14 protein-coding genes are annotated in these 16,201 nt (G+C 65.1%); 8 read left to right on the top strand and 6 right to left on the bottom strand.

Annotated features, from left to right (window positions below):
- Window positions 1-2: 2 nt before the first annotated feature.
- The 3 genes from BJG93_RS19125 to BJG93_RS19115 are packed head-to-tail and all read right to left on the bottom strand — an operon-like array spanning window position 3 to window position 3,761.
- Window positions 3-656 (bottom strand): OmpA family protein, encoded by a 654-nt coding sequence (locus tag BJG93_RS19125; RefSeq protein WP_027195875.1) that lies wholly within the window; start codon window positions 654-656, stop codon window positions 3-5.
- Window positions 653-3,010 (bottom strand): DUF802 domain-containing protein, encoded by a 2,358-nt coding sequence (locus BJG93_RS19120; protein ID WP_027195874.1) that lies wholly within the window; start codon window positions 3,008-3,010, stop codon window positions 653-655. The genes BJG93_RS19125 and BJG93_RS19120 overlap by 4 nt, the downstream gene beginning before the upstream one ends.
- Before the next feature lie 10 nt (window positions 3,011-3,020).
- Window positions 3,021-3,761: a DUF3348 domain-containing protein gene (locus BJG93_RS19115; RefSeq protein ID WP_027195873.1), complete on the bottom strand. Its 741-nt coding sequence runs from the start codon at window positions 3,759-3,761 to the stop codon at window positions 3,021-3,023.
- 253 nt (window positions 3,762-4,014) lie between these two features.
- Between BJG93_RS19115 and BJG93_RS19110 the strand changes: the two genes are divergently transcribed.
- Window positions 4,015-5,247: an NAD(P)/FAD-dependent oxidoreductase gene (locus BJG93_RS19110; protein ID WP_027195872.1), complete on the top strand. Its 1,233-nt coding sequence runs from the start codon at window positions 4,015-4,017 to the stop codon at window positions 5,245-5,247.
- A gap of 82 nt (window positions 5,248-5,329) precedes the next feature.
- Here BJG93_RS19110 and mctP read toward each other — a convergent pair whose 3' ends face one another.
- Window positions 5,330-6,811, bottom strand: coding sequence for a monocarboxylate uptake permease MctP (gene mctP, locus BJG93_RS19105; protein WP_027195871.1), 1,482 nt, complete (start codon window positions 6,809-6,811; stop codon window positions 5,330-5,332).
- Window positions 6,808-7,005, bottom strand: a complete 198-nt coding sequence (locus BJG93_RS19100; RefSeq protein WP_027195870.1) for a DUF3311 domain-containing protein — start codon at window positions 7,003-7,005, stop codon at window positions 6,808-6,810. The genes mctP and BJG93_RS19100 overlap by 4 nt, the downstream gene beginning before the upstream one ends.
- A gap of 238 nt (window positions 7,006-7,243) precedes the next feature.
- On the opposite strand from BJG93_RS19100, the gene BJG93_RS19095 reads away from it, so the two are divergent.
- The 7 genes from BJG93_RS19095 to BJG93_RS19065 all read left to right on the top strand — a co-directional run bounded on the left by BJG93_RS19095 (window position 7,244) and on the right by BJG93_RS19065 (window position 14,879).
- Window positions 7,244-8,659 carry a cache domain-containing protein gene (locus BJG93_RS19095; RefSeq protein ID WP_027195869.1) on the top strand — a complete coding sequence of 472 codons (1,416 nt, stop codon included), beginning with the start codon at window positions 7,244-7,246 and terminating at the stop codon, window positions 8,657-8,659.
- Complete coding sequence (locus BJG93_RS19090) at window positions 8,656-9,309, top strand: response regulator (protein ID WP_027195868.1); 654 nt, start codon at window positions 8,656-8,658, stop codon at window positions 9,307-9,309. Before BJG93_RS19095 ends, BJG93_RS19090 begins: the two co-directional genes overlap by 4 nt.
- Before the next feature lie 50 nt (window positions 9,310-9,359).
- Window positions 9,360-9,902 carry a hypothetical protein gene (locus tag BJG93_RS19085; RefSeq protein ID WP_027195867.1) on the top strand — a complete coding sequence of 181 codons (543 nt, stop codon included), beginning with the start codon at window positions 9,360-9,362 and terminating at the stop codon, window positions 9,900-9,902.
- Window positions 9,903-10,047: 145 nt separating this feature from the next.
- Window positions 10,048-12,030, top strand: coding sequence for an arylsulfatase (locus BJG93_RS19080; protein ID WP_231337565.1), 1,983 nt, complete (start codon window positions 10,048-10,050; stop codon window positions 12,028-12,030).
- 7 nt (window positions 12,031-12,037) lie between these two features.
- Window positions 12,038-13,141, top strand: coding sequence for a formylglycine-generating enzyme family protein (locus BJG93_RS19075; protein WP_051374274.1), 1,104 nt, complete (start codon window positions 12,038-12,040; stop codon window positions 13,139-13,141).
- Window positions 13,138-13,932 (top strand): MetQ/NlpA family lipoprotein, encoded by a 795-nt coding sequence (locus BJG93_RS19070; protein WP_027195864.1) that lies wholly within the window; start codon window positions 13,138-13,140, stop codon window positions 13,930-13,932. The genes BJG93_RS19075 and BJG93_RS19070 overlap by 4 nt, the downstream gene beginning before the upstream one ends.
- Entirely contained in the window at window positions 13,926-14,879 is a 954-nt protein-coding gene (locus tag BJG93_RS19065) for a hypothetical protein (protein ID WP_027195863.1), read from the top strand. Before BJG93_RS19070 ends, BJG93_RS19065 begins: the two co-directional genes overlap by 7 nt.
- Window positions 14,880-14,912: 33 nt before the next feature.
- Here the strand turns inward: BJG93_RS19065 and cls are convergent, their stop codons facing one another.
- Window positions 14,913-16,187, bottom strand: coding sequence for a cardiolipin synthase (gene cls, locus BJG93_RS19060; protein ID WP_027195862.1), 1,275 nt, complete (start codon window positions 16,185-16,187; stop codon window positions 14,913-14,915).
- Window positions 16,188-16,201: the final 14 nt, after the last annotated feature.

Below are 16,201 nucleotides of genomic sequence, written 5' to 3'. Positions count from 1 at the left end.
CATCAGACACCGGCCTTCTCCGCTACCGCCCCGCTCGACGGCCGCGGCACCGGCGCGATTTCGACGCGGCGGTTTTTCGCGCGACCCGGTTCGTCGGCATTCGAACTGACCGGTTGCCCGGAACCGAACGCCGCCGCAAATACCGACGACGCCGGCAGGCCCTCGTCGATCAGCGTGCGCGTGACCGTCAACGCGCGTTGTGCCGACAGCTCCCAGTTATCGGCGAAGCGTCGGTTGCCTTCGCGCAGGCGTTGATCGTCGGTGAAGCCGCTCACCATCAAGATCTGGTCGCTCGCGCGCAGATATGCGGACAGCGGCCCGGCGAGACTCTTCAGCAGCGCGCGGCCCTCCGGCTGCAGCTGGGCGGAATTCAGCGGGAACAGCACGTTGCCGCTAATGCCGATGCGGCCATTGACGAGCGTCACGCGCCCCGCCGCGAGCGGTCCGGCGAGCGCCTGTTCGAGCGTCTTGCGGCGCTGCGTTTCAGCCTGGCGCTGCTTGACCTCCTGCTCGAGCTTGCTCGACAGTTCGAGCTGCACGCCGATCACGCTCACCAGAATCAGCACGAAGGCGCCGAGCAACACCGACATCAGATCGCCGAAAGCGGCCCAGATCGGCGCAGCCGTTTCCACGCCGCCGTCGAGTTCCTCGCTCATACCGCGTCGGCTCCGTCGGTCGCGCGCTGCGCGGCCAGCAACTGCAGATCTTCGACGATCTGCCTCTGCGACATCACGCTGAGGTCGACCACCTCACGCGCCTGCGCGACGTAGTAGGCGAGCTGTTCGTCGCTGCGCGCAAGCGATTTATCGAGCGCCGTTTCGATGCGTTCGAGGTGCGCGACGAGCTTGTCGTTCGCTTCACCGAACACGCCGACGGCCGCGCCGAATGCTTCGCCGAGGCTCGCGACCTCGACCGCGCTGCCGGTGACCTGCGCGGCGACCGCGCCGAGCTTGCCGGTCTCCTGCTCGAGATGTTCGGTGAAGCGACTGCCGACACGTTCGAGCAGATCCGCCGACGTCGAGACCAGCGTATCCACCGCCGTGCGTTGTTCAGTCGACGCATGATTGACCGCGTCGAGCAGTGTCTCCAGCGTGGCGAGCAGACGGCTGCGCTCCTCCAGCATCGCGGTGTCGCGGACCATGCTGTCGGAGAGCTTCTGGCGCAACTCCGCGACGACTTCCGCAGCGGCCTTCGGCGCTTCCGACGCCGCCTGCACGAGGCGCTCGATCTCGGCGATCGTCGCGTTGGCATGCGTGTGCGTCTGCGCGGAGATATCGCGCGCGGTTTGCGCGAGTGCGTCGCAGATTTGCTGCTGTCGGCTCGCGGTTTGCGAGCCGGTTTGCTGCCATTGTTCGCTGAGCTTCGCGGTCATCGCACCGAGCGCTTCTGTCCACGCGGCGAAGCGCTGTTCGTCGCGCGCGGCGAGTTCGGCTTGCAGGTTTGCCGCCGCCTTCGGTGCTTCAGCCGCTGCCTGTACCAGTCGATCGATTTCGGCGATGGTCGCGCTCGCATGCGTTTGCGTCTGCGCGGAAATACCGCGTGCGGTTTGCGCCAGCGCGTCGCAGATTTGCTGCTGATGGCTTGCGGCTTGCGCACCCGTCTGCTGCCATTGATCGCTGAGCTTCGCGCCCATCGCGTCGAGCGCCTCGGCCCATGCGGCCAAACGCTGCTCGTCGCGCGCAGTCAGTTCCGTCTGCAAGTTCGCATGCGAGCTACCGACGGCGCTCAGCAACGCCACGGCATGCTGCTCGAACGTCGCGGCGGCGCGCGCCAACGCCTGTTCGTTGTTGGCGGCCAGCTTGTCGCCCGCGCTTTGCTGCTGTGCCAACGCGTCGCCCCAAGCCTGCGACATGCCGCTTGCCGTCGCTTCGAGCCGCGCGGACACGGCGTCGAGCAACGCGGCCGAGCGCTGTTCGAACGCTTCGGCGACGCGTTCGACCGAAGCGCGCTGCTGCGCGGCCGACTCGTCGCTCGCCTGCCGATGTCCGGCGAGCGCGTGGCTGCAAATCTCGGCGACGTTCGCACTGGTCGCCGCGAAGCCGCTCGACATGCCGTCGAGCTGGCGCTGCACGGCTTGCGTCACCGCGTCGTGCAACGCGGCGGTTTCGCGCGAGAGGCCGGCCATCGTCGCTTCGACGACCGGCTGTAGAGCCTCGCCCGCGGCCTGCGCACTGCCGGCCACGCTGTCCTTCAGCGACTGCTCGATGACACCGGCCAGGCGCAGATAAGCGGCTTCGGTGCGGCCGCAAAACGCGTCGAGGCTCGCGATCTGCCGCTCGTTCGACGCGGCGCTTTGCTGTTCGAGCGCGCTCATCATCGTCTGCAGACGTTCGACCAGCAGCGGCGTCGCTTCGGCCTGCCGCTGCAGCAGCCGGAGGCTTTCCTCGCGCTGATGGCTCTGCGAGTAGACCCGCAAGGTCGTCGCGATCTTCACATCGAGCTGTTGCGCCGCTTCGAGCCGCTCGCGGCGGCACAGCGCGGACAGCAGCCCGAGCATCGCCGAGGTCGCGACACCCGCGATCGACGTGCCGAACGCGAATGCCAGCCCCTTGACCGGCGCGGCCAGCGATGTGCGAATCGCCTGCAGGTCGCTCGCGCTCTCCAACGCAAGGCCGGTGCCGTGCAGCGTCATCACCATGCCGAGCAGCGTGCCGAGCATACCGAGCAGCACCAGCAGGCCGACCAGATACGGCGTCAGCGCGGGGCCCGGCAACGCGACGCGCTCCCCTTCGACGCGCAGCCGCACGCTATTGCGCAGACTCGGATGCACGGGTTCGAGAAACGCGGCGAGGCTTGGCGGCGGTCCGGACAGCGCGGCGAGCGCGCCCGTCAGCGTCGCGCTCGCCTGGCTGTAGCGGCGCAATTCGAGCGCGCCCAGCACGTAGAAGGTGCCGATCAGCAGCGTGACGACGAACGCAAGCGGATTGGAGACGGCGTAACCGACGGCGATCCAGCACGCCGCGGCGAGCCCTGCGAGAAATACGACGAGATCGATACGATATCTGGACATGGGGTCCCAGTTAGCAGGCGCGAAGAGCCGCAAGCAGCCCTTCGACCGGTTGAAAACGAACTTCCAGCTCGGCCAGCAAAACGCTTTGCATGTCCTTGCGAAAGGTGTCGAGCCACGCGTCGGACGGGAGCGTCTCGGCGTGGCCGGCGGGCGCAGTTTTCTCGCCCTCTCGCAAGCGGTCGAAGTACCCGCCGAGCAATCCGGGCACCGCGCCGAGTAGCGTCCGCTCGCGCTCGCCTAGCGCACGCTCCATCACCACATCGACTAGCGCGAGCCGCGCGAGCGCCGGCGTTTGCGTAGCCAGCAGCCCGCGCAGCCGGCCGCGCAACGTGCCGATCGCCGTTTCCATCGACTGCTGAAGCGTGAGATAGCGGTGCCGGAATACCGCGTAGTCGGCCTGCGTGTCCACGGCCGCGCGTGGAGCGGACATGGGGGTGGACGACGGCGCCGATCCACGCCGGCGCGAGCCGGCGAGCAGGCCATCGCTCGCGATGGCGCTCACCAGCGAGCGGCGCACGCGCGTGCACTCGTCCTCTTCCGCGCGGCCGAACGCACGCGCGCCACCGGCGACGGCCGGCGGCTTGCCGTCCAGCGCCGACGACAACGCGATCGCGTCGGTCCAGCCGAGCCACTGGCTCAGCCGATCCGCCAGCGATTGCCGCGATTCGGCGACGTCGGCCTCGGCGAGACGGGCCAGTAGGCGAACGAGCGCGGGCCCGCTGAGGGCGCTGCGTTGAGGGGCTTGCAACATACCACCGGACGCAAAAAAGTCAGCAGTTTACACGCTGAGGCCAGCGAGTCCGAAGTCCCCCGCTCGATCGCGCGTCGAAAGACAGGATTTCGCCCGCTCGCGCCTGGCATTCGCGCGTTTTCCCGAGCGTGGTTTTTTGCCCATAGCGAAGCGGGCCGATCCCTGTATAAGATGAAAACGAGCGCCTCGCCGCGCACTGGAAAACGGCGGAGCGTCGACAACACACAGAACACACCCAAGGCGGGCAGGGAGCATGAAATTCGATACCGTGGTGCTCGGCGCCGGCATTGTCGGGGTGTGCGTCGCCGTGCATCTGCAGAAACGCGGGCGCGCCGTTGCGCTGATCGACCGCAAAGAGCCGGGCAACGAGACGTCGTTCGGCAACGCCGGGCTGATCCAGCGCGAGGGCGTCTATCCATACGCGTTTCCGCGCGGGCTCGGCACCCTGCTGCGCTACGCTCGTAACCAGTCGCCCGACGTGCGCTATCACGCCGACGCGATGCTCCAGGTCGCGCCGTTTCTGTGGCGTTACTGGCGCAATTCGCATCCGGCGAAGCATGCGCAAATCGCGAAGTCGTACGCGACGCTGATCGAGCATTGCGTCAGCGAACATCGCGCGCTCGCCGCGAACGCTGGGGTGGGCGCGCTGCTGCGGCCGATCGGCTGGATCAAGGTGTTTCGCCACGCCGCCGCACGCGACGCCGAAATCACGCTCGCCGAGCAATGGCATCGCGAGTACGGCGTCGAGTTCGAAACGCTCGACGCATCGCGCCTGCAACAACTGGAACCCGATCTCGACAAACGCCTGCAAGGCGGCTTGCGCTATCCGCAATCCGATTCGGTCAGCGATCCGAACGCGCTCGTCACCGCCTACGCGCGGTACTTCGAAGCGCTGGGCGGACGGTTCTTCATCGGCGATGCCGATACGCTGCGCGAAGGCTGGCAAGTCGATACACGAGACGGAGCCATCACGGCCGCGTCGGCGGTGCTCGCGCTCGGACCGTGGTCGGAGAGCGCGAGCACCCGGCTCGGGTATCGGCTGCCGCTCGCGGTCAAGCGCGGCTATCACATGCACTACGCGCCGCGCCGGAGCGCGCGGCTCAATCATCCGATTCTCGACGTCGAGCACGGCTATGTGCTCGCGCCGATGGCGCGCGGCATCCGTTTGACCACGGGCGCCGAAATCGCGCGGTTCGACGCGGCCAAGACGCCGGTACAGCTCGATGCGGTCGAGCCGATCGCGCGCACCCTGTTTCCGCTCGGCGAACGTCTGGACGCCGAACCGTGGATGGGACGCCGCCCGTGCACGCCGGACATGATGCCGATCATCGGGCCCGCTATCCGACATCAAGGACTGTGGTTCGCGTTCGGGCATGCGCATCATGGTTTGACGCTCGGACCGGTGACGGGACGGCTGATCGCCGAAATGATGACCGGCGAGCAAACGCTGGTCGATCCGCGGCCGTTCAGGGTCGACCGGTTTTAGTTCTTCCGGATCCTGAGCACCATAAAAAACGCCGCGGGCCGACAGCCCCGCGGCGTTCCTCATCGAGCCGGATAAAGGTCGATCAGGCCGTAACGGCAGCCCGTCGCGGCGACACTGCCGACACCGCGAAGCTCACGACGATATTCGCGACCAGCGCGATCAGGCCGATATAGAGCGGACAGCTCTCGTGGCCGAAATGCAGCCCATACACCGGCTTGAGCCCTTGCGAAATCGCGAGGCCGGTGCCGAGCACGATACCGACGAGCCAGCCAAGGAACAGACCCGGCGTGTTCAGACGGCGCGTGTACAGCGTGAACACGATGGCCGGGAAAATCTGCAGAATCCATACGCCGCCGAGTAGTTGCAGATCGATCGCGTACTGCGTCGGCAGGAACACAATGAACAGCAGCGCACCGAACTTGACGACCAGCGAGACGATCTTGGCATTGGCCGCCTCGGCCGCGGGTGAGATGTTCGGCGACACCAGCGGACGCCACAGATTACGCGTGAACAGATTCGCCGCGCCGATCGACATGATCGCGGCCGGCACCAGCGCGCTGATCGCAATCGCGGCGGCCGCGAAACCAACGAACCACGACGGGAACAGCGTGCCGAACAGGGTCGGCACCACGTCGCTTGCCGATTTCACGTTCACGCCCGCGGCGATCGCCATATAGCCGAGCAGCGCGATCAGGCCCAGCAGCACCGTGTAGGCAGGCAGGAAGATCGCGTTCTTGCGCACCGTCTTTGCCGACGCCGACGACAGCACCGCCGTCATCGTATGCGGATACATGAACGCGGCAAGCGCCGAGCCCAGCGCGAGCGATGCGAAAGCGGTGTACTGATTCGGCTTCAGCAGGATGCCGGTCGCGCCGCCCTTCGCCTGGAAGTGCGCATCGGCCAGTGCGAACACGTGCCCATAGCCGCCGAGCTTCACCGGAATCAGCCATACCGCCGCGATCACGACGATATAGATCATGATGTCCTTGACGAACGCGATCATCGCCGGCGCGCGCAGACCGCTCGCATACGTATAGAGCGCGAGGATCACGAACGCGACGATCAACGGCAATTCGCCGCTGACGCCAAGCCCCTTGATCACGACCTGCATGCCGACCAGTTGCAGCGCGATATACGGCATGGTCGCGACGATGCCGGTCAGTGCGATGGCCGCCGGGAACCACTTGCCGCCGTACTCGCCGTGTACGTAGTCGGCCGCGGTGATGTGGTGCTTGGCGTGCGCGACTTTCCACAGCTTCGGCATCACCGCGAACACGAACGGATAAACGATGATCGTGTAGGGCAACGCGAAGAAGCCATACGCGCCCACCGAATAGACCAGCGCGGGCACCGCGATCACCGTATAGGCGGTGTAGAAATCGCCACCGACGAGGAACCACGAAATGACCGTGCCGAACTGCCGGCCACCGAGACCCCACTCGTGCAACTGCGTGAGATCGCCGCGTTTCCAGCGTGCGGCAAAAAAGCCGATCACCGTGACGAGCGCGAAGAACGCGATGAAAACCGTCATCGCCACCGGGTTCACAGGATTCAGATCGCTCATTTGAGACCTCGATACACGATGTAAATCAGCAGCGAGGTCAACGGCACCCACAGAAACTGATACCAGTAGAAGAACGGAAAGCCCGCAAGCGGCGGATGCGTGTCGTTATAGAACGGCAGCCACAGCAGCGCGACATAAGGAATCAGCAGAATGAGCCAGAGCCATGAACGGCCGGCCGAGGGGGAGGTCTCCACGAACGTCTCCTGAGTATTATCGACAGCACGCGCGATGGCTCGTGGCCCGGCGCGCGGATGCCCGGTTGCCTGAGGTCAGGCGGGAAAGCGGGGAACGCCGCACACGCGCCCGCCAGGCCTTGCGCAGCGCGGTATGCGACGGGCATGTAGTATTCGCCTTCGCGCGCTTCCTTACAAGCGCGCAACTACGTAAGCCGTCTACGTGATAATACGTAGCCCGTTGACCGGTTTTCCAACGATGAAACTCAAAGCCAAGATTGTGCTGCTCGCGATCGTGCCCTTTCTCGCGGCGATCGCCAGCATCGAGACCGGGGTGCGCCGCGAAGCGACGGCGCTCGCCGAGCGGCAGCACGCGACCACCCAGGCCGCGTATATGGCGAGCAAGCAGATCGAACTCAAGCACTACGTGGAACTCGCGACCACCGCGATCGCGCCGCTCTACGAAGCCGGCGGCGACAATGCGCGCGACGACGCGCTGCTGCGCACGCGCGCGCTCGCGGTGCTCGAAAAAATGGATTTCGGCGAGGACGGCTACTTCTTCGTCTACGACATGCACGGCCGCTCGCTGATGCATCCGCGCGAGCCCGACCTGGTCGGCCGCGATCTGTGGTCGTTGCGCGATAGCCGGGGCGCGCCGACGATCCAGCAACTGCTCGCCGCCGCCGGGCGCGGCGGCGGCTACGTGCGCTATCTGTGGCATCGGCCGTCGACCGGCAAGGTCGAGTCGAAACTCGGCTACGTGGTGCCGCTCGAGCGCTGGGGCTGGATGCTCGGCACCGGCATCTATCTCGACGACGTCGACAGCGCGCTCGCGCATATCGACGCCGGGGCCGCGGCCAATATCGGTCGCACGATGAAGTGGATCGACGCGATCGCCGTGGCTGGCCTCGCGGTCATTGCGCTATGCGCGCTCGTGCTGAACGTGACCGAATATCGCAGCGCCGACGCGAAGCTGAAGCGGCTCGCACAGCAGGTCGTCGAGTCACAGGAGAACGAGCGCGCGCGTTTGTCGCGCGAATTGCACGACGGCATCAGCCAGATGATGGTGTCCGTGAAGCTGCTGCTCGAATCGGCGCTCGCGCGGCTCGAACGGGGTGACGCACGCGTGCCCGCCGCCGAGGCCGCGTTGTCCACCGGACTCACGCGGCTCGGCGATACGCTGCGCGAAGTCCGGCGCATTTCGCATGCGCTGCGCCCGTCGATGCTCGACGATCTCGGCGTCGCGGCCGCGCTCGAACAGCTGACGCGCGAACTCGGCGACGAGTCCGGCATCGCGATCGGCTTTACGCAGATCTCGCACACGCATGCGGCCGCCTTGCCCGAGGCGGTCAACACCATGCTGTTTCGCATCGCCCAGGAAGCGCTGACGAACATCGTGCGGCATGCGCAGGCGTCGAGCGCGGCGCTTGCGCTCGAGATTTCGCGTGATGCGGTCACGCTGACGATCGCCGACAACGGCCGCGGCTTCGACGTAACCGACGCATTCGTCGGCGGACGTGAAGGTGTCGGTCTGCGCAACATGCGCGAACGGCTCGAAGCGCTCGGCGGCACCCTGTCGTTGAACTCGCAGCCGGGTCACACCGTCGTCGCCGCGCGCGTGCCGCTGCCGACGATGCATGCGACCGTGCCGCCCCTGCAGGAACTCTCTTCATGAACGACATGACCTCACCTTCGATCGCGCGTCTGCTGCTCGTCGACGATCATCCGCTCGTGCGCGACGGTCTGCGCGCACGCCTCGAAGCGGTCCGCCATTTCGAAGTGGTCGGCGAAGCGGGCGACGCGCAGCAAGCGCTCGCACTGGCCGAACGACAGTCGCCGCATCTCGCGCTGATGGATGTCGGCATGAAAAGCGGCATGAACGGCATTGCGTTGGCCGGCCTGTTTCACGAGCGGTTTCCGGCCATTCGCGTGCTGATGCTGTCGATGCACGACAACCTCGAATACGTGACGCAGGCGGTGCGCGCGGGTGCGAGCGGCTACGTACTGAAGGATTCGCCGGCGCTCGAAATCATTCAGGCGATCGGCGCGGTGCTCGACGGCAAGACGTTCTTCAGCGCGGAGCTGAGCGCGCGGCTGATCCAGGCGTCGGCGACGCAATCGCCGGTGGAACGTTTGACGCCGCGCGAGCGCGACATTCTCGATGCGCTCGCCGAAGGTCTGTCGAGCAAGCAGATCGCGCAGCGCAACGATCTGTCGGTGCGGACCGTGGAGACGCATCGGCTGAATCTGAAGCGCAAGCTCGATATCGAAGGGCAGGCCGAGTTGATCAAGTTCGCGGTCGAGCATCGGCGCGCGAGGCGTTGAAGTTCGCCGGCGCGCGATAATGGGCGGTCCACACCTGGAGCGACTACAGCATGAAACGCGTGTTCGAACTGAGTCTCGCCAGCCTGATGCTTTGCATGGCCGCGGCTCGCGTTGATAGCGAACCCGCGCGCGTCAATCGGGGCCACGATCCCTTCCTGCCGATCTCCAACGCCATCGCCGCTTGCCCGACGCCGCTCGGCCCATTCGAAACCGAAAAGGAGTGGCTCGACGATAGCCATTACCGGATCGAACGCGGCAATAGCTGCTGGATCGAAGGTCGCTGCCGTTTGCCGAACGCGTATCTGTACGACGCGGAAATTGCCGATAGCGTGCAACGGCGTCTTGCGAACCTGAACGTTGCGACGCATTGGCGCGAGCAGTCGACGCTATGGCTCACGCTGCAACGCCGCTTTATTTATGTCGAAGGTTGCGTCGCGCCCGGTTTCGACAAGAAGACCTTCCTCGCCGAACTCGCGAAAACAGCGGACGTCGAGCGCGTGATCGACAATACGACGACCGATCCGCACGCCACGCGGCTGCCGTACCGCACGCAGGCGGACCCGGACAGGCCGGTGCTCGATCCGGGCAATTAGCGCGCGGCAAATGGCGAGATTTGCGCCACTACCGTCTACTGCCGGCTATATCGACAACCGTCGATAGCAACGCAGAAATCGTTCTTTTGGCCTTGGCAGTGTCATTGCTAACATCAGCGGCCCAACTTTACGGTCCGCAATAACAATGACAACAGTCCGATTCCACCGTACCTGTTATCGCCCCTCGTTGCGTCATGGCCTGATCGGCGCGGCCGTCGCGAGCCTCGTCACGCTCGCCTCGTGCGGCGACGACAGTCTGCCGAGCCCGGCCGCCGCGTCGAGCGCCGTGCCCGCGTCGACGGCGGTCGTCGCGCAGAAGCGGCCTAACATCCTCTACATCATGGCCGACGACCTCGGCTACTCCGACATTCACGCGTTCGGCGGCGAAATCAACACGCCCAATCTCGATGCGCTCGTGCAAAGCGGCCGCATCCTGACCAATCACCACACGGGCACCGTCTGCGCGATCACGCGTTCGATGCTGATCTCGGGCACCGATCACCATCTGGTCGGCGAAGGCACGATGGGCGTGCCGACGGACGAACGCAAGGGACTGCCAGGCTATGAAGGCTATCTGAACGATCGCGCGCTATCGGTTGCGCAGTTGCTGAAGGACGGCGGCTATCACACGTACATGGCCGGCAAGTGGCACATCGGCTCGGGCATCGTCGGCAGCGCGACGGGCAGCGGGCAGACGCCGGACCAATGGGGTTTCGAGCACAGCTATGCGTTGCTCGGCGGCGCCGCGACCAATCACTTCGCGCACGAACCGGCCGGCTCGCGGAATTACACCGAAGACGGCAAGTACGTGCAGCCGGGCCAACCCGGACAACCCGGCGGCGCGGGCGGCAGCCCGGCCGTGTTCTATTCGACCGACTTCTACACGCAGCGCCTGATCTCGTACATCGATTCGAACAAGGGCGACGGCAAGCCGTTCTTCGCGTACGCGGCGTACACGTCACCGCACTGGCCGCTGCAGGTGCCCGATCCTTATCTGCACAATTACGTCGGCCAATACAATGCCGGCTACGATGCGATCCGCGATGCGCGCATCGCCCGACAAAAAGCGCTCGGCATCATTGCCCAGGACTTCGTGCCGTACGGCGGCGCATCGGAGACGCTGGTCGCGAGCCCGGCCACGGCGAGCAACGGCACCGCGAGCGCGAAATGCGTGAGCGCCGTGCACAGTGCCGCGCAGGGCTACACCGATTACGGCCCCGGCAATGTGAACAAGAAGTGGGAGAGCCTGTCGCCGGCCGAGAAGAAAGCGCAGGCGCGTTACATGGAAATCTACGCGGGCATGGTCGAAAACCTCGATCACAACATTGGCCTGCTGGTCCAGCATCTGAAGGACATCGGCGAATACGACAACACGTTCATCATGTTCCAGTCCGATAACGGCGCCGAAGGCTGGCCGATCGATTCCGGCGCGGACCCGACCGCCACCGACACCGCGAACGCGGCCGACCCCACCTACTCGAAACTCGGCACCGACAACGGCCAGCAAAACGCGCAACGTCTGCAATACGGTTTGCGTTGGGCCGAAGTCAGCGCGACGCCGTTCCGCTTGACCAAGGGTTATTCGGGTGAAGGCGGTGTATCGACACCGTTGATCGTGCATCTGCCGGGCCAGACTTCGCAGCAGCCGACGCTGCGCGAATTCACCCACGTGACGGATAACACCGCGACGTTCCTCGCGATCGCGCAAATTCCAGCGCCGAGCACGCCCGCGCCCGCGTTGATCAACACACTGACCGGCGTCGATCAGAACAAGGGCAAGGTGATCTACAACAATCGCTACGTGTATCCGATCACCGGACAATCGCTGTTGCCGCTGCTCGAAGATCGGAGCACAGCGCCGGTGCATAGCGCGTCGTTCGGCGACGAAGCCTACGGGCGCGGCTATCTGCGCAGCGCCGACGGCCGCTGGAAAGCCCTGTGGACCGAACCGCCGCTCGGCCCCGTCGACGGTCATTGGCAGCTGTACGACATCAGCGCCGATCGCGGCGAAACGCAGGACCTGTCGGCGCAGAACCCGTCGATCATCGATGGGCTCGTGCAGCAGTGGAACGACTATATGACGCGCGTGGGCGGCGTCGAGCCGTTGCGTCCGCGCGGTTACTACTGAGCCCACGATGGCGTTTTCATTCAAGCTCAAAGGCGGCGTCGCACTGTATGGCGCATACGCCGGGATCGCGGCGGTCGCGTTTGCCGCCGCGTTTGCCGCCACATTTGCCGCGCCTTCCATCAGTGCGGCTAGCGCGGCGATATTCGGCGGTGGGTCGTCCAATGCGTTCGACAACCTGAACCGCTCGCGTCCACTCGCCGCGCTCGGCTCCGAACAGCAATGCGCGCGCTACTCGGGCTTGCCCGCGCGTTGGCGCGACGATCCACGGGCCGGCATGGTGCATCTGCATGGCGGCGACTTCGTGTTCGGCAGCAAGCTCGGCTACGAAGACGAGCGCCCGGCCGGCGACGGCAACACGCACGTTGCCGGTTTCTGGATCGACCAGACCGACGTCACGAATGCGCAGTTCGCCGCGTTCGTGCGCGCAACCGGCTACGTCAGCGATGCAGAGCGCCAGGGCGGCGCGGTGGTTTTTCACACGCCGACGCGCGAAGAGATGAATGCGCGTGATCTCGCGTGGTGGAGCTGGGTGAAGGGCGCCGCGTGGAATCATCCGAGCGGCCCCGGCAGCAATCTCGACGGCCGCATGAATCAACCGGTGACGATGGTCACGCAGGCCGATGCGCTCGCGTACGCGCATTGGTTGGGCCGCGATCTGCCGACCGAAGCCGAATGGGAATACGCCGGCAAAGCCGGCCATCAAGGCGCGGATCTCGACACGGCGCCGCGCGACGCGCACGGCAAACCGGGCGCGAACTACTGGCAAGGCGTGTTTCCGGTGCTCGACACCGGCGAGGATGGTCACGTCGGCCTGTCGCCGGTCGGCTGCTATGCGGCGAACGATTTCCGGCTTTACGACATGATCGGCAATGCGTGGGAGTGGACCAAGGACGTGTACACCGGGCCGCACCAGTCGCATACGAACGGCGATACCGCGGCCGTGGCGCCGCTCGGCCGCCGCCACGATACGCCGATGGTCATCAAGGGCGGCTCGTTCCTGTGCGCGCGCGACTATTGCGTCCGGTATCGCGCGGCGTCGCGCGAGCAGCAGGAAGCCGATTTGCCGGCTTCGCATATCGGCTTTCGCACGGTATCGAGGGATGCGGCATGAAGCGATATGCGATTGCCGCGCTTGCGCTCGCGGTACTGTCCGCTTTGCTGCCTGACGCCTCGCACGCCGCCTCGCAGACGATCAGGGTCGGCGTGAGTTCGGGGGCGCAAGCCGAGATCATGAACGAAGTGCGCCGCGTCGCCGCGACCGAGGGCCTCGCGCTCGATGTCGTGGTGTTCGATCAAGCGTCGCGGATCGACGCAGCGCTCGTCGCGAAGCAGATCGATGTCGCGAGCTTCGAAGACGAACCCGCACTCGACGCGCAGCGAACACAGCATGGCTATGCACTGACGAGCGTGGCCACGACCGTCACGTTTCCTGTCGCGCTGTATTCGCGCAAGCTGACGAACCTCGCGCAATTGCAGCGCGGCGCGACGATCGCGATTCCCGACGACGCCGCTGGGACCGCACGCGCGCTGATCCTTTTGCAAAACGAAACGCTGCTGACGTTCCGCGACACCGCAGGCCTGCACGCTACGCTCGCCGACATCACGAGCAACCGCCTCCATCTGAAGATTCGCCAGCTGCCGCGAGCGCGCTTGTACGACAGCTTGAACAGCGTCGCGTTCGCGGTGATCGACAGCGACACGGCGGCGCGCTCAGGTCTTCGCCCGGCTCGCGATGCGCTCAGTCTCGAAGACGCCCGCTCGCCCTACGCAAACGTGCTGAGCGTGCGCGACAGCGATCGCCAGCGCGCATGGGTCGCGCAACTGGTCGCCGCCTATCATTCGGACGCCGTCGCTCATTTCATTCTGATGCGTTATCAGGACTCGGTGCGTCGGCCGTGGTGAACACGTATTCGTTCTCCTGCTCCGCATGCGGCCGATGCTGCAACAGCCCGCCCTCGATGACGCTGGCCGAGTTGTTTCGCCACGCTGACCGCTTTATCGGCTGCATCGCGATTGGACGCGTGGCGCGCAGGCGGCCCGGCGAACGGCTGCGCGTCGGCCGACATGAAGCCGTGCTCGACGAAGGCGACTGCGCGGGCTTCGATGCGCTCGCCGACACGCTGCTGTATAACGCGGGCGACACCTTTAGCATTGCCGCGCAGGGCTTCGACTATCCGTCGCTCGGACGCTGCCCTGCGCTAGCGGACGACGGGCGCTGCGCGATTCATCTGCAGGGCAAGCCGCTGACGTGCGAAGTGGTGCCGCTCGACCCGCTCGTGCCGGATAGCTTGCAATATCTGGTATTGGCGGAACGCGGCAACAGCGCTGTGTATGTTGGCAGTGCATATATCCAGGAAGCCAAACGCAACGATGCCGCGTTGCTGATCGACGAGGGCCGCATAGTCGATCCGCGTGCTCGAGATGCGCTCGCGCGACGGCGGAGCGCGCTCGAAGGAGAGCGGGCAATCTGGACACAAGCCGTGTTCGACGCATTGCGCGCCGACCTGTTCGATTCGGCCGCCGCGCTTGCACGCATTCCCGTGGGCGGTTTTCTGACGATCTCGCTCGTGCCCGCGCTGCTGACCGTTGCGGCGGCATCCGCGCGCTGCCGTGAGCTATGCATCGACTATATCGACAGCCAATTGGCGCTGATCGAACGCGGCATCGCGCACGCGCTCACCCGGCGCCGGCTCGACGATCGTCCGGTCACGCAGCAACTGCGCGGCTTTGCCAATGCCTATCAACACGCGAAAGCGCGCCTCGTCGATGCCGCGGCCGTTGAACTCGACAACGGCGAGCGAGCGGAGCGCTCCGACGTCGAAGCGTATCTGAGCAGCGCCGTTCACTGATGCGTCAGCGGCTCGACACGTCCACACCGGGCTTTAAAGCTGCGTGTCGAGCAGCCGCACGCACTTTTCGACGAGCTTCTCGGTGAGTGAACGCCGCGTCCATGCTTCGAGCGTGATGCGCTTCGACTTCGCGATGTCGTCGTCGAACGCGGCGCTCTGCTGCCTGGCGAAATCGCGGTCGTAGATGTTCAGGTTCGCTTCGTCGTTCAGTTTGAACGAACGGCTATCGAAGTTCGTCGAACCGACCGACACCAGGTACTCGTCGACCACCAGCAACTTGCAATGAAACATCGTCGGCTGGTACTCGTAGATCTCGACGCCCGCTTTCAATAGATCGCCCCAGCAAGCACGCGAGGCTTCCCGCACCGTGTGCGTGTCGATGCGTTTGCCCGGCGTGACGATCCGTACTTTCACGCCGCGCTTCGCGGCTTCGACGATCGCGTTGATGGTGAGCTTGTCGGGCACGAAGTACGCGCTCGCGAGCTGCAAGGTGCGCGTGGCCGCGGTGATGGCCATCAGATACATCAACTGCATGTCGTCGCTGCCGCCCGACGGCGAACTGCTGAACATATGCGCGAGACCCTCGCCTGCTCCTTTCGGCTCCGCGTCGATGCGCGGGAAATACCTGGGGCCGTGCAATACGCAGCCGGTCGCCTTGATCCAGTTGTCCATGAACACGGCCTGCATATGGCCGACCACCGGACCGGTCACACGAAAATGCGTATCGCGCCAATGCTTTTCGTCCTGTGCATGGCCCGTCCATTCCGGCGCAATGCCGACGCCGCCCGTAAAGCCGATCCGGCCGTCGATCACCAATAGCTTGCGGTGCGTCCGATCGTTCATACGACCGAGTCCGGTCCAGTGCGGCTTGTGATACTTGACCACTTCGGCGCCGGCCTCATGCAGCAGTTGCAGATAGCGTCGATCCATTTTCGATGAACCGACCCAGTCGAGCAGTACATGCACGGCGACACCGTCACGCGCCTTATCGGCGAGCGCCCGCGCAATCTGCTCGCCGATCTCGCCGGACCAGTAAATGAACGTTTCAAACGTAATGGTTTCGCGCGCCGAGCGAATGCCTTCGAGCATCGACGGAAAGATCTGGTCGCCGTTGAGCAGCATCTCGAAGCGATTGCCCGCCACCACGGGCGGCCCGAGCAATAGACCCATCGAGCGCAGGAATTGTGGATCTTCGCTCTTATAGAGCCGCTCGATCTTGTGTTCAATTTTCTTCTCGCCACTCGACAGATTGGCGATCACCAGAACGATCACGACCGTGACGAACGCGGTAATAGCAATGGTCAGCATGCGTGGCCTCGATG

The organism is Paraburkholderia sprentiae WSM5005, from assembly GCF_001865575.2.
GTDB lineage: Bacteria > Pseudomonadota > Gammaproteobacteria > Burkholderiales > Burkholderiaceae > Paraburkholderia > Paraburkholderia sprentiae.
This window is presented reverse-complemented; position numbering and strand designations above follow the sequence as displayed.